Below are 23,354 nucleotides of genomic sequence, written 5' to 3'. Positions count from 1 at the left end.
GCTCGCGTCGGACTCGGCGGCACCGATGGGCCACTCGCGACGCCTTTGGCGGCACCAACGGCCCACTCGCGCGGTCGACACGCCCCCACCGACCTCATCGAAGGCCAGTGACCTACCGGACCGGCCCCCGCTCGTCGACGAAGTACGTGGGCTCGCCCAGGAACGCGTCGGCGGGCAGCTCGCCGTAGCCGATGTTGAACGTGTCCGGCCAGTACGACCAATCCTGCCTGCCCGCCGCGCTGCTGAAGCGGTAGTTGAGCCGCCAGCGCAGCCACTCGCCCGGCGCGAGCTTCACCGCCGGTGGGCGCCGCTCGCGGGGCGGGATCCCGAACAGCTCGCCGACGCGGGGCAGCACCCTCAGGCGACCATCGGCCTCCCGCAGGTCCACTGGCACGTCCCGGAGGCTCTCCGACGACGCGACCGGCGCGAACCCGTCCTGCTCGCGCAGCCGCCCCACGTGCGCGACCCCGCCCGGCAGCGCGGGCAGCGCGAAGCCGGCCGGGACCGCGTTGCGGACCGCCGCGGCCGGACCGCCACGCGAGTGCTTCGTCCACGACACGTGGACCCACTGCGCGGTGACCGTCACGGGCGGCGGCGGGCCGGGACCGCCGTCAGCAGGGTGAACAACACCGCCGCCAGCTGGGCCAGCAGCAACAGGTTGCGTTCCGTTCCCGGGTACTCCACCGTCACCTCCGACGGCGTCGGCGGGACCGACACCGCCACCTGGTGGCCCCACGCCGGCACGATCGGGACGCTCTTGCCGCCCACCGAGGCCTTCCAGCCCGCTTCCTGTTCCGCCGCCAGCACCAGCAGGCGGCCGGTCGGGCCGTCCGAGACCCGCACGCGCACGTCCGGGAGACCCGCCTGGACCGGGGCCACGCCCGGCGCCAGACCCGGGGCGCCGCCGCCCGTGACCGCTGCCTTCGCCTGCTCCGGGGAGATGAGGATCACCTGGCCCGCCGGGGCGAGCAGGCGGAGGACGCCGCGGCCGTCCGACGTCGGGGCGGCCACCGAGACCAGGTCCTTCGCCAGCGGCGGGTACGCCCGCGGGTCCGCTCCCGGCGGCAGCACCACGTACTCCACGCCGGCGGCGGCCGCGGCCGCGAACGTGCGCTGGACGGCTGCCGCGTCGCCTTGGCCGAGGTCGCGGCGCCACGCCGCCAGGCGGGCCGGGGTGCCCGGGGGCGGGGCCAGCTCGTCGTCGCCGTAGTGGGGCAGGCGGCCGCCGATCTGGCGGGTCGCGTCGGACGCCAGGTCCAGCACCGACCGGCCGGACGCCGAGATCTCCGCCGCGGCTTCGGGGGCCAGCGCGGGGCGCGGACCCGCGCGGAGCGGGCCCTGACCGCCGACGGCGACGGCGCCGCCCGCCAGTGCCAGGAACACCACCACCCCGGCCACCGCCATCACCTGCGGCAGCCACGGCGACGGCACCCCGGCCGAACCGCCGCGCTGCCACGAACCGAGCACGACCCACAGCAGCCCGGCGCCGACGATCAGCAGCGGGACGCCCGCGTAGCCGTGGGCCGCGGTGCCGCCCTGCATCGGCGCCGCCGTGACCAGCCGGACCAGGACCAGGCCGCCCGCGCCGAGCACCGCCAGCGCGATCCCGCCCGCGGCGAGCTTCGTCGGGCGGACGACCACCGCCACGAGCGCCGCGGCGATCACCGCGACGCCGATCGGCCACGCGCCCGGCCCGCCGGGGTCGAGGCCGGCCAGGTCGGTGCCGGACACCGCCGCGGCCGCGCCGCCGAGGCCCTGCACGAGCAGTTCCGGGTGCCGCAGCAACACGGTCGGCCACGGCAGCAGCAGCGCCAGCGGCAGCAGCACCACGATGCCGACCGACGCGATCCGCCGGGCCAGCCCGGTCGGCGCGGGCAGCACGACGAACCCGATCAGCAGCCCGGCGAGCGCGAGCCCGTGCGCCAGCGGGGAAAACGCGCCCAGCAGCGCCACCCCGAACGCCGAGAGCGCGGAAACGTGCAGCCAGCGCGTGTCCGCGTGCACGAGCAGCCCGGCGATGCCGGCGGCCACCAGCGGCAGCACGAGGTGCACCACGACGACGTCGAGCCGGCCCTGCGCCACTCCGGCAGTCGCCGCGGGCAGGAGCGCGTACGTCGCCGCGACGACCGCGCGCACCCAGCGGCGCACGCGAAGCCGCCGCGTCGCCACGTACGCGCTCAGCGCCGCCAAGGGGATGTCGCCGAGGAGCAGGATCGCGACGAGCGCGGCCGGCCCGCCGAGCGGGGCGAAGACCGCGCCGAGCGTGCCGAGCACCGGCAGCGTCGCCGACGCGGGGGCGCCGGTGCCGCCCGCGATCGCGTGCCACGGCGTGAGGTACGACGACCAGAGCTCGCCCAGCCCGCCGACCGGGAGCAGCTTGCCGCCGAAGAGGTCGAGGCCGAGCCGGGCGCGGTTGACGACCAGCCCGAGCGCCGTCATCACGACGAGCAGCACGACCGGCGGCGCGAAGATCGTGGCCGCGAGCACCCGCCGCCGGTTGACCTCGACGAAGACGAGTTCGGGCTCGGCCTCTTCGGCCGGTTCGTCGGAGACCGGTTCCGGCGCCGCGGTTTCCGGCAGCGTGACGGCGACGAGCGTGCCCGGCCGGCGCAGCCCGGAACCGCGTGAGCCGATCCCGCGCAGCGCGCCCGCGGGCAGCGCGCCCGGGCCGACGGGACGGGTCTCGCGGGCGTCGAGCGCTTCCGGTGTGACCCACGCCGACTCGGTTTCGACGGTCTCGGGGACCCGGCCGAGCGCGACGTCGCTCTCCACGCCCCGGCGCACCAGGCCGACCACGCCCGCGCGGAAAGCGTTGCGGAGGCGGGTGACGCGCCCGGTGAAGAGCCCGCGCACCGTGCCCGGCCGCGGATTCCGCCGCCGGCGGCCCCGGGCGGCGCGCAATCCGCCGCGTCCACTGAGGAGGTACGCGGCCGCGGCGAACTCGGCCCGCGCTTCGCCGGTGCGGCGCAGCAGGACGAACGCCAGCGCGCGCAGCACCGAGAGCAGCGGGAGCCGGATCATCCCCAGCCAGAAGGAAAAGGGCGAGCAGTTCACCAGGAAGACGCGCAGCCCGTGAGCCCGGTTCGCGGCGGGCAGCGGCGCGGTGACGGCGTCCGCCGTGCGCTGGCCGGTGGTGACCGCCCGCGCGTGCCGGACCCGCGCGGTCGGCACGGAGAGGACGATCCCGCCGGCCGCGTTGGCGCGCCAGCCGAAGTCGAGATCCTCGCGCAGCAAGGGGAAACCGGGGTCGAAGCCGCCGAGGTCGTCCCACGCGTCGCGGCGCACGAGCGAGCCCGCGCTGGGCACGGCGAGCACCTCGGCCGGCTCCTCGCCGAGCGCGGCGACCTGCTGGCGGTGCCCGGAGGCGTCGGTGGACAGGCCGGCTTCGACGATCAGCCGCGGGTCCGTCCAGTCGAGCCCGAGGGCGCCGAGCACGGTCGCCGACGGCGTTTTCGTGGCGACGCGCAGGAGTTCGTCGAGGCAGTCGGGCTCGGGCGCGCAGTCGTCGTGCAGCAGCCACAGCCACGATCCGGGGTCGCCCCAGCGTTCGGTGGCGTGCCCGACGGCCTCGGCGACCGCGGCCGCGAAGCCGGTGTCGCTCGAAAGTGTGATGACGCCGGAGAGCACGGGAGAAGAATCCGAGCCGGGGTCGTCCGCCGCTTCGGCGAGCAGCCGCGCGGTCGCGTCCGTGGAGCCGGTGTCGACGGCCAGCACGTGCCGCGGCCGGACGGTGCTGCGGCGCAACGAAGAAAGCGCCAGCGGCAGCCAGTTTTCGCCGTTGTGACAGACCACAATGGCCAGAACGGGCGCGGTGCGCAGGACGGGCGGCGCGGCGGTGCGGGGCAACGAACGCTCCAGATCAGGCGGCGGGTCGGTGCGGCCACCCTACGGCCCCGGCCCGTCACCCGGTGGTGAACCCACGCCGGGCGTTCACCACGTGGAATCACCGGTGACGCGACGCATCACCGGTGACTCCCCCTCAAACGACGCGTTTCTTCAGCTTCCGGCGCTCCCGCTCGGACAGACCACCCCAGATGCCGAAGCGTTCGTCCTTGGCCAGCGCGTACTCAAGGCACTCGTCCTTGACCTCGCAGCCCAGGCAGATCCGCTTGGCTTCGCGGGTGGAGCCGCCCTTCTCGGGGAAGAACGCCTCCGGGTCCGTCTGCGCGCACAGGGCGCGTTCCTGCCAATCCTGCTCTTCTTCGGTGGCATCGATGAGCTCGGTGAGATCTCCCAGAGCCTGCTCCGGGATCTCGCCCCAACTCATGACGTGCCCCCATTCCTTACCATCGGCTTCCAACCGCACGTCCGCCTCCTCGCTCCCTAGCACTCCCCAGGCTGGCGGTGGTGAAACGACACTCGCCGCCCCCTCTGGCGGCGAATGACATCACTGTGATTACACCCGTGTAGTGCGGTCAGGTCAAGCGGAGTAGCGAGTTCGGGGGACGTCGGAGCCCGATCGCGCAAGGGGACACGCCGGTAACTTCACACCGGGCATACGGAAGACTGGGAGTCGTGCAGAAGTCAGCAGTGCGCCCCAGCCCGGTCTTCCTCGGCATCCTCGCGCTCACCGTCGCCGGTGGGGCGATGGCCGCGTTCGGTGACATCAACACCGTTTTCGTCCGCGACCGCGACCCGCTGCTCATCGCCGGCGTCGTGATCTTCGTCGCCGCCGGCTGGGTGGCGTCGCTGTCGCTGCACGAGTTCGGCCACGCGATGGTCGCCTACCGCGGCGGCGACTACAGCGTCGCCCACAAGGGTTACCTGACCCTGGACGTGCGGAAGTACACCGATCCGGTCCTGTCGATCGTCCTGCCGTTGATCTTCCTCATCATCGGCGGCATCCCGCTCCCGGGCGGCGCGGTCTGGATCAACCGCGGCGCGCTGCGCTCCCGGGGGACGTCGTCCTGGGTGTCGCTGGCGGGTCCGCTGAGCAACCTCGCGGTCGGCGCGGCGCTGGCGCTGGTGGTCGCGCTGGTCCCGATGGCGGGCGGCCTCGTGATCGCGATGTCCTACCTGGCGCTGCTGCAGATCGTGACCTTCATCCTCAACATCCTCCCGATCCCCGGCCTCGACGGCTGGGGCGCGATCGAGCCGTACCTGCCCCCGCGCGCCCGCGAAATCGGCGCGCAGGTCCGCCCGTGGGCGCCGATCATCCTGTTCGCCATCCTGTGGTTCATCAAGCCGGCGAACGCGCTCCTGTGGAACGCCTCGTACTCGATCTTCGGCGCCTTCGGGGGCTATGTGGACGGTGCGCAGATCGGGTTCAGCGTCTTCCAGTTCTGGAACTGAGGTTTGGCGGGGGCGCCGCGCGGGAAGGTCAGGCGCGGTGCTCCGTCAGCCAGACGTGCGCCCGCTTCCAGACTTCCCGCAGGCCCGACCGTTCCCCGAAGTAGTCCCCCGCCGCGCCGACGACCGGCAACATGCCGATCGCACGGTGCAGGAAGTTGCCGCGGGGCCGCTTCTCCAGTTCCCCCGTGATCCCGAGCAGCCCGCGCCCGAGCCGCCACAGCGTGCGGCCGGCGGCCTTGACCGTCGCCTTGCCGTGCTTCTTCTCCGACGCTGTCAGTTCTTCGGTCAACCTCGCGGCTTCGTCCGCCTCCGCGGCTTCGTCGTGCTCCGCGTGCTTGCCCGCCGCGAGGTCGGCGTCGATGTCCCGCTCGAAGAGCACCCACGCGATCAGGCGCACGCGCGTGCCGACGTCCGTGACGCCGTACTCGCCCGCGATCGCGCACAGCAGCAGCCCCTGCGACGCCGCGCCCAGCGCGTCCTGCACCGGCAGCCGGTCGGCCAGGGCGCCGCCCAGGCCCGGGATCGACGTCAGCACCGCCGTGAAGCGGCCGACGCGGTTCATCCACCAGCTGGACCGGTCGTAGCCCGTCATCCGGGCCCACGCCGCCGTGCCGGGGACCTTCACCGACGTGACGCCGTGGATCAGCTTCGCCTTCAGGCCGGACTCGACCTCGGCCAGGTCGTCCGCCGCGCGGGCCTGAAGGCCGAACGGGTCGGACTCGCGCAGCGCGTCGAGCATCGGCCCGCACGCGCGCACGAACGGCCGCAGCACCGCCACGACCTGCCCGTCGGAAATCGCCTCAGCCACGTCCCGCTCCCCTTCCCACCGCACGGCCCAGCCCGCCGCCGAGCACCAGTGCGCCCGGCAGCGCGCTCGCGCCGAGCAACAGCAGGGCCCGCCAGTCCTGGATCAGCACCAGATCGCCGCCCGGACCCAGCATGCCGACCCCGAACACGACGAGCACCCACACGGCGAGGGGTACCCACGAAAGAGCGGGCCGCACCAGCTTCGCGGTGGTCGACACCAGCCACGGCGTGGTCACCGCGCCGACCAGCACCGTCACCGGCAGCGGCACGACCCCGATCCGCAGCGGCAGGAAGAACAGCTCGACGATCGCCAGCAGCACCGTGTCGAAGACGAGCACCAGCAGGAGCAGCCGCTGCTGCCAGGTCAGCGGTTCCACGGTCACAGTCCGCCGAACAGGTCGTCCGCCGCACCCTCGGCGGGACCGTGCGCCAGTACGTAGTAGTCCTCGGACGCGATCGGCTGGGCGACTTCGTTCGTGAGCGCGAAGTACGGAACGGGCCCCTCGACGACCGCCAGCTGCGTCGCGTGCGCGCGCAGGGCGGCCACCTTCGCGGGGACGTGCGCGGCGACGTCGAGCACGGTCGTGATCTCTTCGTCCGGGGTCGTCGGCAGCTCTTCGTCGGCCGGGACGCCGTATTCGGGCGAGCCCGCACGCAGCGCGTTCAAGCCGGTGCGCACCGCGTTCCTCGACGCCACCGTGTGGAACACGCGCGCCACCGACGCCGCCCGCGGCGCCGCCGCCATCGTGATCTCGTGGGCGCGGATGTGGTCGGGGTGGCCGTAGCCGCCGAAGGCGTCGTAGGTGACGACGACCTGGGGCCGCACCTCGTCGAGGATCTCCGCCAGCTGCGCGGCCTGCTCTTCGGCGCTGCCGCCGGTGAACGCGCGCGGGTGCGCCGCCGACGGCGTGCCCGCCATGCCCGAATCGCGCCACCGGCCGATCCCGCCGAGGTAACGGTGCCGGGCCACCCCCAGCGCGGCGCACGCGGCCGTCAGCTCGCTGACGCGGTAGCCGCCCAGCTGGTCGGCGGCCCAGGCGCCCAGCCCGGACAGTTCCGCCAGGCCCGGCATGATCTCGCCTTCCTCACCCAACGTGCAGGTCACCACGGTCACCTCGGCGCCTTCGGCGGCGTATCGTGCGATCGTGGCGCCGGTGGTGATGCTCTCGTCGTCGGGATGGGCGTGGACGAGCAGCAGCCTGCGCGGTACCGGAGAGATCACGGGTTGAGCGTAATTCCCGTGCTCCGACCTTCGTCGGGGACACCCTCGGTTATCCTCGCGCGAGTCGCGACCGCCGCGTCGCGATCGTCTGTACCCCCACGAAGGGCATCTTGGTGAGCACTGAAGCAACTTCGGCGGACGTCGCCGGCGTGTCCGGATCCGTTCTGTCGATCTCCGACCTCAGCGTGTCGTTCCAGACCGAGGACGGCGTCGTCGACGCCGTCAAGGGCATCGGGTTCGACGTGCAGCCCGGCGAGATCGTCGCCGTGGTCGGGGAGTCCGGGTCCGGCAAGTCCGTCACGTCGATGTCGGTGCTGGGCCTGCTGCCGAAGACCAGCCGGATCGCCGGCGAGCTGCGCCTCGGCGAGCGCAACCTGGCGGACCTCAAAGAGAAGGACATGCAGAAGATCCGCGGCAACCAGGTCGCGATGATCTTCCAGGAGCCGATGACCGCGCTGAACCCGGTCTACACGGTCGGCTGGCAGCTGCGTGAGTCCCTCCGCTCGCACCTCGACATCTCCAAGGCCGCCGCCGACCAGCGCGCGATCGAGCTGCTCGAGATGGTCGGCATCCCGAACCCGCCGCTGCGGTTCAAGCAGTACCCGCACCAGCTGTCGGGCGGCCTGCGCCAGCGCGTCGTGATCGCCATGGCGATCTCGTGCGACCCGAAGGTCATCATCGCCGACGAGCCGACCACGGCGCTCGACGTCACGGTCCAGGCCGAGATCCTCGGCCTGCTGCGCAAGCTGCGCGACACGCTCGACACCGCGATCGTGCTGATCACCCACGACATGGGCGTCGTCGCCGACATGGCCGACCGCGTCATCGTCATGTACCAGGGCGAGATCGTCGAAGAGGCGCCGGTGCGCGAGCTGTTCGCGTCGCCGAAGGAGGACTACACCCGGCGGCTGCTCGCCGCGGTGCCGGTGCTCGGCCAGCGCCCCGAAGGCCGCCGCCTGCTCGACGACACCGGGATCGCCTCCGACAGCACCGAGGCCGCCAAGATCGCCGAGGAGATCCGGCTCGCCGACGCCGAGCTGGAGGCCGTGATCGAGGAGGCCGCGCCGGCCCTCGAGATCAAGAACCTGGTGCTCGAGTACCCGGGCCGCCGCGGCCAGGCCAAGAACCGCGCGGTGGACGACGTCTCGCTGACCATCGCCAAGGGCGAGATCGTCGGCCTGGTGGGCGAGTCCGGTTCGGGCAAGTCGACCGTCGGCCGCTGCGCCGTGGGGCTGCTGCGCGCGACCCAGGGCACGATCGCGATCGCGGGCAAGGACATCACGACGATGTCGGCGAAGGAGATCCGCCCGCTTCGCCGGTTCTTCTCGATCGTGTTCCAGGACCCGGCGTCCACGCTGGACCCGAAGATGACGATCGGCGAGTCGATCGCCGAGCCGATGGTGCTGCACAAGGTGCTCTCCGGCAAGGAGCTGTCGGCACGGGTGCGTTCGCTACTCGACAAGGTCGAGCTGGGCGGGCACTACATGAACCGCTACCCGCACGAGCTCTCCGGCGGCCAGCGCCAGCGCGTGGCCATCGCCCGCGCGCTGTCGCTCGACCCGGCGCTGCTCATCGCGGACGAGCCGACGTCGGCGCTGGACGTGTCGGTGCAGGCCCGCGTGCTGGACCTGTTCCTCGACCTGCAGCAGTCGCTGCAGTTCGCGTGCCTGTTCATCAGCCACGACCTCGCGGTGGTCGACCTCCTGGCCGACCGCGTCGCGGTGATGCAGCACGGCAAGCTGGTCGAGGTCGGCACGCGCGACCAGGTGCTCCACTCGCCGCAGCAGGACTACACGAGGCGCCTGCTGTCGGCGGCCCCGGTCGCGGACCCGGTCCTGCAGGCCGAGCGCCGCGCGGCCTGGGAGGCCGGCAAGCTGGCTCCCGTGGCCGACTGACGCTCTGAGCACACTGAAGGCCGCCGCCCGGGCTGGGCGGCGGCCTTCACTGCGTTACGAGGCGGTGGGCGGGGCTCGCGTGCGAGAATCGGTCCATGTCGACCACGCGAAAGGGCCATGGCGCGTAGATCGCCGGCCCGGGTCCGCGCGGACCCCCCTCGCCGCGGCACCACCGGCGAGCCCGTCCCCACGCTCGGCGGTCTCTCACCGAGGGGCTTGGCGTGCCTCGTCCGCCTCGAACGCACCCGGCTGTGGCCCGGCGCCGCGGCCGAGGCGCTCCGGGCGTGGGAAGGGTTCGTGCGCGACCCGATCCACCGGCTGTGGGATCCGGAGTCCGGGTGCGGCGTCTTGCGGTGCTGCCCCGATCCGGACGAGGTGCGCCACGTCCTGGACCTCGTCGCCCACGCCCTGCCGGCCGGCGACGCCCGGACCTTCCGCAACCGCCTCGCCGCTCTCGCCGAGCTGTGGTGAGCCGGGCTCAGCCCACGCGGATGCGGGGGTCCAGGATGCCGTACAGCAGGTCCGCCAGCAGGTTCGCCACGATGACACTCGCCGCGATCACCACCAGCCAGCCCATCAGGACCTGCGGGTCGTTCTTGTTGACCGCCTCCACCAGCAGCGTGCCCATGCCGTGCCAGTTGAAGACCGTCTCGGTGATGATCGCGCCCGTCACCGTGGCGCCGAAGTTGACCGAGAACAGCGTCATCACCGGGATCAGGGCGTTGCGGAACGCGTGGCGCCAGATCACGCGGCTGTTCGAGACGCCCTTGGCGCGCGCTGTGCGGACGTAGTCCGCGCCCAGGACCTCCAGCATCGACGCGCGCTGGAACCGGCTGTACGCGGCGAACGTGATGGCCATGATGGACAGCGTCGGCAGCAGGAACGCGCCGACGTACTTCGCGAGCGCGTCGCCCACCCCGGTCGCGGACAGGCTCTCCGGGCTCGTCGTGCGCAGCCAGGGGTCACCGAGGACATCGGCGAGGCCGAGGTCGCGGACCCAGATGTTGGCGCGGATCGCGTAGCCCTTGAGGACGATCGCCACGCAGAAGATGGGCATCGAGAACATCAGGAACGCCAGCGTCGTCGCCGCGTAGTCCCAGATCGAGTACTGCTTGACCGCGGCCAGGACGCCGACCAGCACGCCGAAGAAGAGCGCCAGCACGGACGCCGTCAGGACCAGCTCCAGCGTCACGTTGAACGCCGCCATGACCTTCGGCGCCACCGGCGTGAACGCGTTGCCCTGGGCGATCGAGATGCCCCAGTCGCCGGTCAGGAAGTGGCCGAGCCAGGTGAAGTAGCGGGCGACGACGCTCTGGTCGAGACCGAGCTTGTGCTCGGTGTCGGCGATCGCCGACGCGCTGATGCCCGGTTTGCTGCGGAGCTCGCCCAGCGGGTCGCCGGTGTTGGCCACCATGACGAAGCAGAGGAACGTGCCGACCAGCAGGACCGGGACGGAGATGGCCAGCCGTCTGAGCACGTAGAGCACAAGGTTCATCCGAAACCCCCAGGTCCGGCGATCCCGCGGCGAGAACGAGCGCGGGGGTGACCGGAACCCCGGTCACCCCCGCGTCGTGCGTTCAGGCCTTCATTCTCCGCTGGCGCGGGTCGAAGGCGTCGCGAAGACCGTCACCGATGAAGTTGATCGTCAGTGAAATCAGCACGAGCACGATGAACGGCCCGAAGAACAGCGCCGGCCGCGTCTGCAGCTGGGCGTAGTTCTCCAGGATGACGCGGCCCAGCGAAGTGTCGGGCAGCTGGACACCGAGGCCGATGAACGACAGCGCGGCTTCCGCCAGCACGGCCTGCGCGACCGCGAGGGTCGCGTTGACCGTGATGCTGCCGACCATGTTCGGCACCAGGTGCTTGAAGATGATCCGGAAAATGCCGGCCCCCGAAGCGCGCGCCGCGTCGACGAACTCGCGCTGGGACAGCGACATCGCTTCGGCCCGGGTGATCCGGGCGATCGGCATCCACGCGAACGCGGACAGCACCAGCGCGACGATGTACCACGTACCGCCGCCGAACACCTTGGCGAGGATGGCCGCCGCGGCGATCTGCGGGATGATCAGGAACAGGTCCGTCACCCGGGAGATCGCCGAGTCGGTGAACCCGCGCAGGTAACCGGCGACCGCGCCGAACACGACGCCGATCACGGTCGCGAGGATCGACACGGTGAGCGCGATCAGCAGCGAGTACTGCGTCCCGCGCAGCACCTGCGACACCATGTCCTTGCCGACCTGGGTCGTGCCGAGCGGGAAGTCGCCGCTGGGCTTGGCGAAGGACGGGAACGAGCTGTCCTGGTAGCCGTGCTTCCAGAAGATCGGCATGATCACGCTGATCAGCACGATCAGGACCAGCACCGCCGTCGACGCCATCGCCAGCTTGTGGTGCAGGAACTTCCGCAGGACCAGCTTGCCCTGGCTCCGCGGTTCCGGGAGCGCGTCCGGCGGGAGCGTGCCGTCGGCGGTCGCTTTTTCGGTCGCGAGAAGAGAGTTCAAGTCAGCCAACGCGAATCCTCGGGTCCAGGATGCCGTACATCAGGTCGGCGATCAGGTTGGCGATGATCACGAGGGAGGCGATCACCACGAGCCAGCCCATCATGACCTGGGTGTCGTTCTTCGTGACCGCTTCGACCAGCAACGTGCCCATGCCGTGCCAGTTGAAGACCGTCTCGGTGATGATGGCGCCGGCCAGGACCGAGCCGAAGTTCACCGAGAACAGCGTCGTCACGGGGATCAGGGCGTTGCGGAACGCATGCCGGAAGATGACCCGGCCGTTGGGGAGGCCCTTGGCACGCGCGGTGCGCACGTAGTCCGAGCCCATGACCTCGAGCATCGAGGCGCGCTGGAACCGGCTGTACGCGGCGAAGCTGATCGCCATGATCGACAGCGTCGGCAGCAGGTACGCGCCGATCGTGCTGGTTATGAAGTCCCCGACGCCGTCCGTTTTCAGCTGTTCCGGGCTGGTCGTGCGCAGCCACGGGTTGCCGAGGACGTCGGACAGGCCGAGGTCGCGCACCCAGCCGTTGATCTCGATCGCGTAGCGCTTCAGCACGATCGCGACGCAGAAGATCGGCATCGAGAAGAGCAGGAAGGCGAGGGTGGTCGCGATGTAGTCGATGATCGAGTACTGCTTCACCGCGGCGAGCACGCCGATGATGATGCCGATGATCAGCGCGAGGATCTCGGCGCCGACGACCAGCTTGAAGGTGACGCCGAGCGCGGCCATCACCTTCGGGGCGACCGGCGCGAGGGCGTTGCCCTGGGCGATGGAGATGCCCCAGTCGCCGGTCAGGAAGTCACCGAGCCACGAGAAGTAGCGGGGGATGATGCCCTGGTCGAGACCGAGCTTGGTGGCCGTGGCGGCCAGCGCTTCCTTGCTGATCTGCGGGTTCTGGCGCAGCTCGCCCAGCGGGTCGCCGGTGCCGGCGACCATGACGAAACACAAGAAAGTCCCGACCAGGAGGACGGGAATCGATATCGCCAGACGGCGAAAGATGTAGATCACCAGGTTCAACGAACTGCTCCTCATCCGGGCCTGGTCGTCAGAAGTGCGCTGGACCGCTACCCGGTTGTCTACCGTAGTGGCGGTAACCCTACGGTCAACAGCTACTTCCGGTGGGTACCGGGGCCCGGCTCGTGGCCGGACCCCGATACCCCCAGGTCATCTGGAGCGAGGGGAAAGAAGAGGCGGGACGAGCCCTACTTCTTCTGCTCCCACTCGCCGACGTTCCACAGCACACCGTCGTACGACTGCATGTAGACGCGGTCGATGCCCTTGAACGCCCACATGCTCGGCGTCTGGAACAGCGGCAGGGTCGCGTAGTCGTCCGCGATGGCCTTGTCGGCCTCCTGGTACTTCTGCAGCTTGACCTGCTCGTCGGTCGCCTTCACCGCGGCGGTGTAGGCGTCGTCGATCTTCTTGTCGCACAGCGACTGGTAGTTCTGCTCACCACCGTTGTCCGGGCAGACGTAGATCGACTTCGACTCCGCCTTGAAGGGCTGGGCCGACCAGCCGAACAGCGCGACGTCGTAGTCACCGGTCGAGACGCGGCCACCCTTGAGGAAGTTGGCGTCGGTCTCGTCCTTGACCTCGATGCCGGCCGCCTTGGCCTGCGAGATGATGATCTCGACGGTCTGGCTGCGGCGGGCGTTCTGGTTGTGCGTGATCTTGAACGAGGCACGCACGCCGTTCTTGGCGAAGATGCCGTCGCCGCCCTTGACCCAGCCGGCGTCGGTCAGCGTCTTGGCCGCCGCGTCGGCACCCAGGCCCGCCTTGCTGCTGTACAGGTCGGTGTAGCCCTCTTCACCCTGGAAGAAGACGACGCTGTTCAGCGGCTCCGCGTCCGCCTGGACCTCCTTGAGCAGCTTGTCCGTGATCTCCTTGCGGTTGACCGACTCGAGGAACGCCTTGCGGAGGTCCTTGTCGGCGAACATGCGCTTGAAGTTCAGGTCGAGGTGCTCGTAGGTCAGCTGCGGGGCCGAACCGTAGACCACGCCCTGGGCCGCGAGGCCCTTCATCGTCTGGGCCGCGGTGGCGTCCGGCTGGGTCGACGCCGCGACGTCGATCTCACCGTTCTGCAGCGCGGTCGCCATGGCCTTGGTGTCTTCCATGGCCTTGACGATGATCTTCGACGGGCCACCCTTGCCGCCGACCCAGGTCGGGTTCTTCTCGAGGGTGACGGCCTTCTGGTTGGCGTCGAACGCGGTGATCTTGTACGGGCCCGACGACGGCATGATGTCCGCCTTGAAGCCCTTCCACTCGTTCGACCAGAAGTCACCGGCGGCCTTGATCTGCGCCGGGTCGCCGGTCGGGGCCAGCTTCGTGATGTCCGCGATGCCGGTCTTGGCCTCGAGGATGTGCGCGGGCATGATCGCCGGCGCGTTGAAGAGGCCCTTGTAGTCGAGGTAGGGCTCGCTGTAGTCGGTGACGAAGGTCAGGTTGTCCTTGCACGTCGCCGTCTTGATCAGCGAGTACCCGGTGGTCGAGGCCGAGTTGAACGGGTTCTTGCCGTCCGGGCCCTTCGCCAGGCCGCTCTGCGACAGCCACGCCAGGTACAGGTCCTTGCAGTCGTACGGCTGCCCGTCCGACCACTTGACGTTCGGCTTGATCTTGTAGGTGACCTGCTGCGGGTCCTTCGTCGTGATGTCCCACGACTCGAAGACGTCGCTGTTCAGCAGCACCTTGTTGTTGCCGTCGAGCCTCAACGTACCGGAGAGCACCGCGGTCAGGACGTAGTTGTTGTACGAACTGTTGGTGTCCGGGGTCTGGTTGTTGTACCCCGAGTACCCGTCGTCGATACCGATCGTGACCGTGCCGTCGTACCCCGGGGTGTCCGCGAGCTTGAACAGGTCACCGGTCTCGGCCTTGCCGACAGCCATCGCCTTGACGTCGGTCGACGATCCGTTCTGATCGGTGTTGCCCGAACCCGAATCACCACCGCTGCAGGCGCTCAGCAGCAGTGAAGCGCCCGCGACGAGCGACAAAGCGGAGACTGCTTTGGATCTCCTCATGAAGTGTGCCCTCCTAGCACTGAGCCCTTGAATATCGGGACAAGGGCCCACACCGCTCCGGTTTGGATGGGCCGGAGCCTACGACACGCCAAGCGACACTCAACTGGCGCACTGCGGGTGCACGCTAGAAAGGAAAAGCACCGACAGTCACCAGTTCAGGGTCGATCGTGACCAAAGGGTGACTTCCAGTGGACATCCAGAAATACGACGGTTACCTCACGGATTCAAAGTCACCCACTCGAAGGCGTCCGTAAAGATCACCCGGTAGTACTGAATGCGTAGTCGAGCGATTACTTCGGGCCGCGAGTCCAGTTCACCGCGGACCCGAACGGGCCCACCATGGGGGGACCCGGCGTGACGCCCGAGATGCCGGATCCGATCGCCAGGGTGTCAGCCAATTGGAACAGCGGAAGTACCACGTTCTGGCGCCAAAGTTCAGGCTCAAGGGTGGTCAGCGCCTCGGTGATCGGCGTCGAGCCGGACAGCGCCGCGTCGATCGAAGGCTGCAGCGCCGGGTCGCAGAAGCCCGCCGAATTGCCCGGAACGACGGGTTTGGCCGGGTCCGTTCCGGTGACCGTCTGCTCGGGGCGGCAGCCGAAGTTCGAGGCGAGCACCGAGGCCGGGTCGCCGCCGACCGCCTGCGGCACGACCGCGATGTCGATCCCGACGTTGCCCGCCGAGTCGCCGGTCGGCTGCTGGACGCCGTCGACGACCGGCATCGCGAGCAGGCCGCCGAACAGGTCGCGCGGCTGCGGGGTGATCGCGTTGACCTCGATGCCCTGCGCGACGAGCTGGGCGGTGAGCTCCTTGGCGATCGACGCGTACGGCTCCTGGGTGCCCGGCGAGGCGATCACGAGCGAGAGCGCCTTGCCGTTCTTGCGCCAGGTGCCCGCGGTCTTGGCGTAGCCGGCCGCCTTCAGCGACTCCTCGGCCTTGGCGACGTCGGGGGCGGTCGGCGGGCCGGGCGGGATGGTCGCCGCGTACCCGGCCTCCGACGGCGCCTTGACCTGGGCGTCGGCGTGCAGCGCCGACGACGGGCCGCCGGCCACGCCTTCGGTGATCAGCTTGGTCCGGTCGACGAACGCGGCGACCCCGGCGCGGACCTGGGCGTCCTGCAGGGTGGCGCTGACCGGGCGCAGCAGCACGCCGGCCACCACCGGCCGGGCGACCGTGTGCAGCCGCACGGCCGAGCCCAGCTCGCCGAGCCGCTTGAGCTCGTCGCCGGTGGTCCTGGCCAGCGCGAACTGGTCGTTGCCGCTCTGCAGCGCGGCCAGCAGGGTGTTCTGGTCCGACCGGCGCAGCACGATCCGGTCGATCGCCGCGGGCTTCTCCCAGTAGCGCTCGTTGCGCTCGAGGATGACCTCGCCGCGGGCGGTGTCGATGCTCTTGATCGAGAACGGGCCGGCGACGGCCGGGAAGTTCGCCGCGAGGGCCCCGCGCCAGCCGTCGGGGGCGTCCTTGAGCAGGTGGGCGGGCAGCAGGCCGGAGAACAGCGCCTGCCAGCCGGGGTACGGCTTGGCGAAGGTGACCTCGACGCGCTTGCCGCCCTCGCGGGACTGCAGGTCGGAGATCTGGCGGTAGCCGGCGGGTTCGAGCACGCCGGGCTGGTCGCGCATCTGGGTGCGCAGGTAGTCGAAGTCCTCGGCGGCGATGGGCGCGCCGTCGGACCAGGACGCGTCCGGCCGGATCTCGTAGGCGACGACGAACGGCTGCTGCGAGACCACCTGGGCGGACTTCATGAGGTTCTTGTCGAGCTGGCTGCTGCCGTCGTCCTTCTGCCGGAACACCGAGGGCAGGAGCAGCTGCGAGAGCGCCGAGGTCACCTGGGACGAGTCCGCGAGGTTGTGCGGGTTGTACCCGCCGAGCACGTCGTCGACGCCGACGACGATCTGCGACGGGGTCTTGCCGGTGGTCGACACCGGCGCGACCGACGAGGACACCACCGGCGGTGGCGGGGTGTTCGAGCACGAGGTGAGCAGCACGGCCGCCAGTGCCAGTACCGGCACCGCCTTGCGATTCACCCGCACGCCCCGTTCCTCCCAGATTCCGCCGATCGGGTCAGCCATGCTCCCACGCCCGCCTTCGCGGCCGGAACCGAGATTCCCATACCCGGATCGGCCGGGCTCACCGCCCCAAGGTGGGCGCTCTGGAAAAGACGCGCGAACCACCGTCCGGGTTCCCGGACCGTTCCGGAACGGCGGAACACGCGCGAACGCCACCCACCGCCCTATAAAGATATAAGGAGAAGGCAACCGCATTTCGTGACAACCCGTTCGCCGCCTTTGCACCGGGGGTAGCGGGAGCAGGGACGAAAAAGCCTCCCGGCGGCTCGCACCGGGAGGCTTTTCGCGTTCTCGAAACGGTCAGCCGTTGTCGCGGCTCTTCGCGCGCGAGCGCTCCTTCGCGCGGGTGTTGACGTCCAGGGTGACCTTGCGGACCCGGACGACCTCCGGCGCGACCTCGACGCACTCGTCGACGGAGCAGAACTCCAGCGCCTCTTCCAGGCCCATCTTGCGCGGGCGGGCCAGCGTCTCCATCACGTCGGCGGAGGACTGACGCATGTTGGTCAGCTTCTTCTCCTTGGTGATGTTGATGTCGAGGTCCTCGAAGCGCGGGTTCTCGCCCACGACCATGCCCTCGTACACCTCGGCGCCCGGCTCGACGAAGAAGGTGCCGCGGTCGGCCAGCTGGATCATCGCGTACGCGGTGACCGGGCCGGTCCGGTCGGCGACCAAGGAGCCGCTGTGACGGGTGCGGATCTCGCCCGCCCACGGGAAGTAGCCCTCGAACACGTGGTTCGCGATGCCGGTGCCGCGGGTCTCGGTGAGGAAGTCGGTGCGGAAGCTGATCAGGCCGCGCGACGGGAGCACGTACTCCAGCTTGATCCGGCCGGTGCCGTTGCCGCTCATGTCCTCCATGCGGCCCTTGCGGGCGGCCAGGAGCTGGGTGATCGCGCCGAGGTGCTCTTCCGGCGAGTCGATGTAGAGGCGCTCGAACGGCTCGTGCAGCTTGCCGTCGATCGTGCGCAGGACCACCTGCGGCTTGCCGACGGTCAGCTCGAAGCCCTCGCGCCGCATCTGCTCGACGAGGATGGCCAGCGCCAGCTCGCCACGGCCCTGGACCTCCCAGGTGTCGGGGCGCTCGGTCGGCAGCACGCGGATGCTGACGTTACCGATCAGCTCCTGGTCGAGGCGGGCCTTGACCAGGCGCGCGGTGACCTTGTCGCCGCCGTTGCGCCCGGCCAGCGGCGAGGTGTTGACGCCGATGGTCATCGAGATCGCGGGCTCGTCGACGGTGATCCGGGGCAGGGCCACCGGGTTCTCGGAGTCGGCGAGGGTGTCGCCGATGGTGATGTCCGGGATGCCCGCGATGGCGACCAGCTCGCCGGCGCTGGCCTCGGTCGCCGGGACGCGGGTGAGCGCCTCGGTGACCAGCAGCTCCGAGATCCGGACGTTCTGGACGTTGCCGTCTTCGCGCATCCAGGCCACCGTCTGGCCCTTGCGCAGCTTGCCGGCGTGGATGCGGATCAGCGCGATGCGGCCGAGGAAGTTGGACGCGTCGAGGTTGGTGACCAGCGCCTGCAGCGGCGCGTCGAGGTCGGCGGCGGGCGGCGGCACGTGCCGGAGCAGCGTGTCGAACAGCGGGTCGAGGTTCTCGCTCTCGGGGATCTCGCCGTCGGCGGGCTGCTCCAGGCTCGCCTTGCCGGCGCGCGCGGAGGCGTAGACGACCGGGAGGTCGAGGATCGCGTCGTGGTCGGCGTCCTCGATGTCGCTGGCCAGCTCGAGCAGCAGGTCGTGGGTCTCCTCGACGACCTCGGAGATCCGGGCGTCCGGCCGGTCGGTCTTGTTGACCAGCAGGATCACCGGGAGGCGGGCCTCGAGGGTCTTGCGGAGCACGAAGCGGGTCTGCGGCAGCGGGCCCTCGGAGGCGTCGACCAGCAGGACGACACCGTCGACCATGGCCAGGCCGCGCTCGACCTCGCCGCCGAAGTCGGCGTGGCCGGGGGTGTCGATGACGTTGATGGTCACCGAGCCCTCGGGCGTCTGGCGGTGGATCGAGGTGTTCTTCGCGAGGATCGTGATGCCCTTTTCGCGCTCGAGCTCCCCCGAGTCCATCACGCGGTCGACGAGCTCGGCCCGCTCGGCGAAGGCGCCGGACTGGCGCAGCATCGCGTCCACGAGCGTGGTCTTGCCGTGGTCGACGTGGGCGACGATCGCGACGTTGCGCAGGTCGGGCCGGGTCTTACCGGTCGGCCGGCCGGTTTCGACGGTAGCGCTGGCTGCGGGCACGCGAAGACTCCTGAACTTCAAAGGTGTGGGTGGCCGCGCAAGCCGTCAGGCATCCCGTGACCGGCTCTGGTCACACGCGGACCTCACCAAGGATACCTTCCACGCGTTTGTGAGCAGCCCCACGCCCCCAGATCGGTTAGCCTCACCTAACGTGGAGACCCGGTGACCTCGCCGATCCGGAAGGTGCGTGCGCGTGGGCAAGAAGCAGCCGGACGACCCCAGGAAGGTCGTGCGCAAGCTGATGAAGGCCGGCAAGGTCAAGAAGAAGTGCTGCCGGTCGAAGCCGCGCTGCAAGAAGTGCCCGGTATTGGCTCTGAAGAAGGCGAAGCAGGACCTGGCCGCCTAGTGCGGTACCGCTTCGTTGAGCAAGCGCAGCTCCGGAGCGGTCTTGGTCGGCGAGAACTCGATGACCTCGTACTGCGCGAGGTGCTGCACGCAGAACGGGTCGGACGCCAGGATGGCGTCGAGCTTCCCGCGGTTCAGCGGACGCGTGATGATCACACCGCCGACGCGCGGGTTCCGCCGCCCGGACGCGAGGAAGTGGCCGTGTTCGTACTGCTTGTTCAGCCATTCCTGGTGGTCCGGGAGCGCGAGGTCGATCTGCTCGATCGGGGCCGTGTAGTTCAGCAGGACGACATACATGGTTAGACGGTAGACCCGCAAGCCCCTTCGCGCCTATGATCGCCGCATGCACGCGCAGACGTCCAGCTGGTGGCCGCCCTCGGCGGCCGTCTAGTCCTGCGCTGATCACCAGCGGCCGCCCCGGACGGGCGGCCTTTTTTCGTGCCTTCTCCGGGGTGGTCCCTCCCCGAAGGGAAGACATATGAGCAAGCTGTCCGGGATCACGCCGTCGGGTCACGTCCACCTCGGCAACTACCTCGGCGCGGTCCGCCGCTGGGCGCGTGAGGGCGGCGCGGACGACCTGTACTTCGTCGCCGACCTGCACGGCATGACGACCCCGCACAACCCGGCGAAACTCCGGTCACTGGCGAGGGAGCAGCTCGCCGTGCTGATCGCCGCCGGCATCGATCCCGAGCGGGTGTTCGTCCAGTCCGACCTGGCCCGCGAGCTGGGGGCGCTGACGTGGGTCCTGGAGTGCACCTGCAACTACGGCGAGGCCGCGCGGATGATCCAGTTCAAGGAGAAGTCCAAGGGCCAGGCCGGGGTGCGGCTGTCGCTGCTGACCTACCCGGCGCTGATGGCCGCGGACATCCTGCTCCAAGGCGCGCACGAGGTCCCGGTCGGCGAGGACCAGCGGCAGCACGTCGAGCTGACGCGGGCGCTGGCCAAGCGCTTCAACAGCACGTACGGCGAGGTCTTCACCATCCCGGAGGCGGTCCTCCCGCCGGCGGGCGCGCGGGTGAAGGACCTCACCGACCCGACGCGCAAGATGTCGAAGTCGACGCGCGACGCGGCCGGCGTCGTGTTCGCGCTGGACGAGCCGGACCAGGTCCGCCGCAAGATCCGCCGGGCGGTCACCGACGGCGGTTCGGTGCCGGTGCACGCCCCGGACACCCGGCCGGGGATGGCGAACCTGCTGGAGGTCCTGGCCGCCTGCCGGGGCGGCTCGCCGGCGGACCTGGCCGAGGAGTTCACGTCTTATGGCGCGGTGAAGGACGCCGTCGCCGACGCGGTGATCGAGGAGCTGCGGCCCCTGCGTGAACGAGCGTTAACGCTGCTCGACGACGTCGCGGAGCTGGACCGGGTCCGCAAGGCGGGTGCGGAACGGGCTCGGGAGCGCGGCTCCCACCGGCTCGACGCGGCGCTGCGGATGATCGGCGCTAACTGAGCAGCGCGCGCAGTTCCGGGAGCAGGATCCGGTCGGCGGGCAGCCAGTCGACGTCGTCGAGGTCGTCGGGCCCGAGCCAGCGCACGGCCCGGTGCTCGACGGCCCGCGGCTCCCCACCGGGCGAAACGAGCGAAGCGGCGTAGATGCGCAGCACCTTCCCGCCCGGCAGCGGGACGTCGTCCCCGACGCGCGCGCCGACCTCGATCACGACGTCGAGCTCCTCGCTGCACTCCCGGGCGAGCGCGAAGGCGTCGGACTCGTCGGCTTCGACCCGGCCGCCCGGCAGCTCCCACTGTCCCGCGTGGTCGGCGGGCCAGGCGCGCTGCTGGGCGAGCAGCTTCCCGTCACGCACGAGGGCGGCACCCACGATCACACCGTTCACAGCCCCGGAATCTACCCGGAAGCCTCTCCCACGGCCGCGCGCCAGACCACCACGAACCGCGCTCCCCCGTCCGGGGACTCGCCCACCTGCACCCGGCCGCCCCGCCGCCGGACCGTCTCCGCCACCATCGCCAGCCCCAGCCCGGTGCCGCCGGACGAGCGGGCCCGGTCGTCGGCGATCCGGTAGAACCGGTCGAACACCTTCTCGCGGTGCTCCGGCGCGATGCCCGGGCCGTCGTCGTCGACGACCACCCGGACCGTCGAGCGGGACGCCAGCACCGACACCACGATCTCCCCGCGCGCGTAGCGGCAGGCGTTGCGCAGCAGGTTGTCCAGCACCAGCTCCACCTCGGCGTGCGCGGACGACGCCCAGGCCTGCGCCACCGCCGTGTTCACCCGCGTCTCCGGCGCCTCCGCCGTCAGCCGGGCCACCGCCGAACGCACCTCGCTCACCAGCTCGACGGGCGCGGCGGGCGGCACCTCCCCCGCGTCCGACCGCGCCAGCGACAGCAGCCCGTCCAGCAGCGACGACAGCCGCTCGGCCTCGGTGAGGATGTCCGACAACGTCTCCTGCGACAGCTCCGGATCCGGGTTCGTCACGGCGACCTCGGCTTGGACGCGGATCGACGCGACCGGCGAGCGCAGCTCGTGCGCCGCGTCGCCGGTGAACCGCCGGAGCCGCTCGGCGGCCTGCTCCTGCCGTTCCAGCAGCGCGTTGAACTCCTCCGCGAGCGCGCGCAGCTCGTCGTGGGAGTCCGGCAGCGCCAGCCGCGCGCCCGGCGGCAGCGCCCGCACCGAACCCCGCATGCGCGCGACCGGCCGCAGCGACAGGCGCACCACCAGCCACGTCGCGAAGCCCGCAACCAGCGCGCCGACCGACGCGACGACGACCAGCCACACCCCGCCGTAGTGCACCGCGGCCGAGAACCCGACCAGGCCCGCACCGGCCACGACCAGCCGTTGCGCCCCGTCCGGCGCGCTCACGACGGCGCCGAGGTACCGCGCGCCGTCGCGCTGGACCGGCTGGCCCGCCTTGAGCGTCGAGATGTCGTACACCGTAAGGCCGGTGGGCGTCCCGCCGTCCACCGGCGCGCCCGCGGTGTCCAGCACCCGCAGTGTCACCGGGGCCGCGCCGGAGAGCGGCCGCCCGGCGCCCACCTCGGCGCCGGCCGGGCCGAGTGCGCTCGAGAGCTCGCGGTCGACCGAGCCGATGAGCAGCGGCGACAGGTTCGACGCGGCCAGCGCGGCCAGCCCGAGCAGGCAGACCAGGGTGATCGTCGCGGCCAGCAGGGTGATCCGCACTTGCAGGGACCGGCCCCGCCACCACCCGGTCACGGGGTGATGACCTCGTCGAGCCGCGCGTCCGAGGCCAGGTAGCCGTGCCCGCGCACGGTCCGCAGCAGCGCGCCCGCGCCGACCGCGTCCAACTTACGGCGTACGTATCCGACGTAGACCTCGACGAGGTTGCGCGTCACGGCCTGCTCCTCGCCCCAGACCGCGCGCAGCAGCTCGTCCTTCGTGACGACCGTGCCGGCGCGGCCGACGAGCACTTCGAGCAGCGCGAACTCGCGCGGGCTCAGCCCGACCTCCTCGTCGTTCCAGCGCACCTGCCGCAGCCCGCGGTCGACGGCCAGCGCGCCGAGCCGCAGCGTGCCGCGGCTCGCGTCCGGCCCCGCCCGGCGCAGCGTCGCGCGGACCTGCGCGACCAGCACCACGAAGGAGAACGGCTTGACGAGGTAGCCGTCGGCGCCGAGGTCGAGGCCGTCGGCCTGGTCGATCTCGCCGTCCTTGGCCGAGACCAGCAGCACCGGCGTCGTGACGCCGTCCTTGCGCAGCCGCTCCAGCACGCGGTAACCGGACAGGCCGGGCAGCATGATGTCGAGCAGGATGACGTCGAAGGAGCCCGTGCTCGCCAGCTGCAGCCCGGTGGGCCCGTCCGCGGCGGTGACCACGTCCATGTCCTCCGCGCGCAACCCGCGTTGCAGCGCCTTCCGCACGCCCGGTTCGTCGTCGACCACCAGCACCCGAGGTTTCACGAGGTTCATCATGACCGGTTCGCGCAGGTCGTGCGGCGGCTCTCAGCACGATCTCAGCCGGGGAGGGAGAACGTTCAGGGGTATCTCAGCCTCGAGAGGGAAGCGTCGTGGCCAGGGAACCGGGCACACT

General features: G+C 70.8%; 21 protein-coding genes. 5 read left to right on the top strand and 16 right to left on the bottom strand.

Features of this window, described 5'->3' with window-relative positions; translation table 11 throughout:
- Positions 1-112: 112 nt before the first annotated feature.
- From MUY14_RS44195 to MUY14_RS44185, 3 genes are all read right to left on the bottom strand, one after another.
- Complete coding sequence (locus tag MUY14_RS44195; protein WP_247018802.1) at positions 113-586, bottom strand: hypothetical protein; 474 nt, start codon at positions 584-586, stop codon at positions 113-115.
- Complete coding sequence (locus MUY14_RS44190; RefSeq protein ID WP_247018800.1) at positions 583-3,846, bottom strand: glycosyltransferase family 2 protein; 3,264 nt, start codon at positions 3,844-3,846, stop codon at positions 583-585. Before MUY14_RS44190 ends, MUY14_RS44195 begins: the two co-directional genes overlap by 4 nt.
- Before the next feature lie 133 nt (positions 3,847-3,979).
- Positions 3,980-4,267, bottom strand: a complete 288-nt coding sequence (locus MUY14_RS44185) for a WhiB family transcriptional regulator (protein ID WP_247025525.1) — start codon at positions 4,265-4,267, stop codon at positions 3,980-3,982.
- A gap of 263 nt (positions 4,268-4,530) precedes the next feature.
- On the opposite strand from MUY14_RS44185, the gene MUY14_RS44180 reads away from it, so the two are divergent.
- Positions 4,531-5,292: a site-2 protease family protein gene (locus tag MUY14_RS44180; RefSeq protein ID WP_125313546.1), complete on the top strand. Its 762-nt coding sequence runs from the start codon at positions 4,531-4,533 to the stop codon at positions 5,290-5,292.
- A 28-nt stretch (positions 5,293-5,320) separates the two neighbouring features.
- On the opposite strand, the gene MUY14_RS44175 is transcribed toward MUY14_RS44180, so the two are convergent.
- From MUY14_RS44175 to mshB, 3 genes are read right to left on the bottom strand one after another with little or no spacing between them, the layout of a single operon-like run.
- Complete coding sequence (locus MUY14_RS44175; RefSeq protein ID WP_247018798.1) at positions 5,321-6,100, bottom strand: hypothetical protein; 780 nt, start codon at positions 6,098-6,100, stop codon at positions 5,321-5,323.
- Complete coding sequence (locus MUY14_RS44170) at positions 6,093-6,482, bottom strand: hypothetical protein (protein WP_247018796.1); 390 nt, start codon at positions 6,480-6,482, stop codon at positions 6,093-6,095. Before MUY14_RS44170 ends, MUY14_RS44175 begins: the two co-directional genes overlap by 8 nt.
- The gene (gene mshB, locus MUY14_RS44165; protein ID WP_247018794.1) at positions 6,479-7,321 is read right to left on the bottom strand and encodes an N-acetyl-1-D-myo-inositol-2-amino-2-deoxy-alpha-D-glucopyranoside deacetylase; all 843 of its coding nucleotides are present in this window, start codon (positions 7,319-7,321) and stop codon (positions 6,479-6,481) included. The genes MUY14_RS44170 and mshB overlap by 4 nt, the downstream gene beginning before the upstream one ends.
- A 113-nt stretch (positions 7,322-7,434) precedes the next feature.
- Between mshB and MUY14_RS44160 the strand changes: the two genes are divergently transcribed.
- Positions 7,435-9,216 carry an ABC transporter ATP-binding protein gene (locus MUY14_RS44160; RefSeq protein ID WP_247018792.1) on the top strand — a complete coding sequence of 594 codons (1,782 nt, stop codon included), beginning with the start codon at positions 7,435-7,437 and terminating at the stop codon, positions 9,214-9,216.
- A 117-nt stretch (positions 9,217-9,333) separates the two neighbouring features.
- Positions 9,334-9,687, top strand: coding sequence for a hypothetical protein (locus tag MUY14_RS44155; RefSeq protein WP_247018790.1), 354 nt, complete (start codon positions 9,334-9,336; stop codon positions 9,685-9,687).
- 7 nt (positions 9,688-9,694) lie between these two features.
- On the opposite strand, the gene MUY14_RS44150 is transcribed toward MUY14_RS44155, so the two are convergent.
- The 6 genes from MUY14_RS44150 to typA form a co-directional block, all read right to left on the bottom strand.
- Positions 9,695-10,711 (bottom strand): ABC transporter permease, encoded by a 1,017-nt coding sequence (locus MUY14_RS44150; RefSeq protein ID WP_247018785.1) that lies wholly within the window; start codon positions 10,709-10,711, stop codon positions 9,695-9,697.
- Positions 10,712-10,793: 82 nt separating this feature from the next.
- Positions 10,794-11,723, bottom strand: a complete 930-nt coding sequence (locus tag MUY14_RS44145; protein WP_247018784.1) for an ABC transporter permease — start codon at positions 11,721-11,723, stop codon at positions 10,794-10,796.
- Positions 11,716-12,732, bottom strand: coding sequence for an ABC transporter permease (locus MUY14_RS44140; RefSeq protein ID WP_247018783.1), 1,017 nt, complete (start codon positions 12,730-12,732; stop codon positions 11,716-11,718). Before MUY14_RS44140 ends, MUY14_RS44145 begins: the two co-directional genes overlap by 8 nt.
- Before the next feature lie 185 nt (positions 12,733-12,917).
- Complete coding sequence (locus tag MUY14_RS44135; protein ID WP_247018782.1) at positions 12,918-14,729, bottom strand: ABC transporter family substrate-binding protein; 1,812 nt, start codon at positions 14,727-14,729, stop codon at positions 12,918-12,920.
- 290 nt (positions 14,730-15,019) lie between these two features.
- Entirely contained in the window at positions 15,020-16,756 is a 1,737-nt protein-coding gene (locus MUY14_RS44130) for an ABC transporter family substrate-binding protein (protein ID WP_247025524.1), read from the bottom strand.
- Between the two features lie 336 nt (positions 16,757-17,092).
- A complete protein-coding gene (gene typA, locus MUY14_RS44125) occupies positions 17,093-19,018 on the bottom strand; it encodes a translational GTPase TypA (protein ID WP_247018781.1) in 1,926 nt (641 codons plus the stop codon).
- A gap of 193 nt (positions 19,019-19,211) precedes the next feature.
- On the opposite strand from typA, the gene MUY14_RS44120 reads away from it, so the two are divergent.
- A complete protein-coding gene (locus MUY14_RS44120; protein WP_169734962.1) occupies positions 19,212-19,364 on the top strand; it encodes a hypothetical protein in 153 nt (50 codons plus the stop codon).
- Here the strand turns inward: MUY14_RS44120 and MUY14_RS44115 are convergent.
- Positions 19,361-19,660 (bottom strand): YciI family protein, encoded by a 300-nt coding sequence (locus tag MUY14_RS44115; protein ID WP_086859227.1) that lies wholly within the window; start codon positions 19,658-19,660, stop codon positions 19,361-19,363. The genes MUY14_RS44120 and MUY14_RS44115 overlap by 4 nt on opposite strands.
- Positions 19,661-19,841: 181 nt before the next feature.
- Here MUY14_RS44115 and trpS point away from each other — a divergent pair, with 181 nt between their 5' ends.
- Positions 19,842-20,807 carry a tryptophan--tRNA ligase gene (gene trpS / locus MUY14_RS44110; protein ID WP_247018780.1) on the top strand — a complete coding sequence of 322 codons (966 nt, stop codon included), beginning with the start codon at positions 19,842-19,844 and terminating at the stop codon, positions 20,805-20,807.
- Here the strand turns inward: trpS and MUY14_RS44105 are convergent.
- Genes MUY14_RS44105 through MUY14_RS44095 form a run of 3 tightly spaced genes read right to left on the bottom strand, consistent with a single transcriptional unit; the run spans position 20,800 to position 23,236 of the window.
- Positions 20,800-21,189, bottom strand: a complete 390-nt coding sequence (locus MUY14_RS44105; RefSeq protein WP_247018779.1) for a (deoxy)nucleoside triphosphate pyrophosphohydrolase — start codon at positions 21,187-21,189, stop codon at positions 20,800-20,802. The genes trpS and MUY14_RS44105 overlap by 8 nt on opposite strands.
- Before the next feature lie 11 nt (positions 21,190-21,200).
- Positions 21,201-22,523, bottom strand: coding sequence for a HAMP domain-containing sensor histidine kinase (locus MUY14_RS44100; protein WP_247018777.1), 1,323 nt, complete (start codon positions 22,521-22,523; stop codon positions 21,201-21,203).
- Positions 22,520-23,236, bottom strand: a complete 717-nt coding sequence (locus MUY14_RS44095) for a response regulator transcription factor (RefSeq protein WP_247018775.1) — start codon at positions 23,234-23,236, stop codon at positions 22,520-22,522. Before MUY14_RS44095 ends, MUY14_RS44100 begins: the two co-directional genes overlap by 4 nt.
- Positions 23,237-23,354 lie beyond the last annotated feature (118 nt).

This window comes from Amycolatopsis sp. FBCC-B4732 (assembly GCF_023008405.1).
Lineage (GTDB): Bacteria > Actinomycetota > Actinomycetes > Mycobacteriales > Pseudonocardiaceae > Amycolatopsis > Amycolatopsis pretoriensis_A.
Note: the sequence above shows the minus strand (reverse complement) of the source record. Positions and strands in the feature narration are given on the sequence as shown.

Coding starts and splice junctions, on each gene's coding strand:
- MUY14_RS44185 (WP_247025525.1), bottom strand. CDS start 4,267: ATGAGTTGGGGCGAGATCCCGGAGCAGGCTCTGGGAGATCTCACCGAG.
- MUY14_RS44095 (WP_247018775.1), bottom strand. CDS start 23,236: ATGATGAACCTCGTGAAACCTCGGGTGCTGGTGGTCGACGACGAACCG.
- MUY14_RS44115 (WP_086859227.1), bottom strand. CDS start 19,660: ATGTATGTCGTCCTGCTGAACTACACGGCCCCGATCGAGCAGATCGAC.
- MUY14_RS44150 (WP_247018785.1), bottom strand. CDS start 10,711: ATGAACCTTGTGCTCTACGTGCTCAGACGGCTGGCCATCTCCGTCCCG.
- trpS (WP_247018780.1), top strand. CDS start 19,842: ATGAGCAAGCTGTCCGGGATCACGCCGTCGGGTCACGTCCACCTCGGC.
- MUY14_RS44135 (WP_247018782.1), bottom strand. CDS start 14,729: ATGAGGAGATCCAAAGCAGTCTCCGCTTTGTCGCTCGTCGCGGGCGCT.
- MUY14_RS44155 (WP_247018790.1), top strand. CDS start 9,334: ATGGCGCGTAGATCGCCGGCCCGGGTCCGCGCGGACCCCCCTCGCCGC.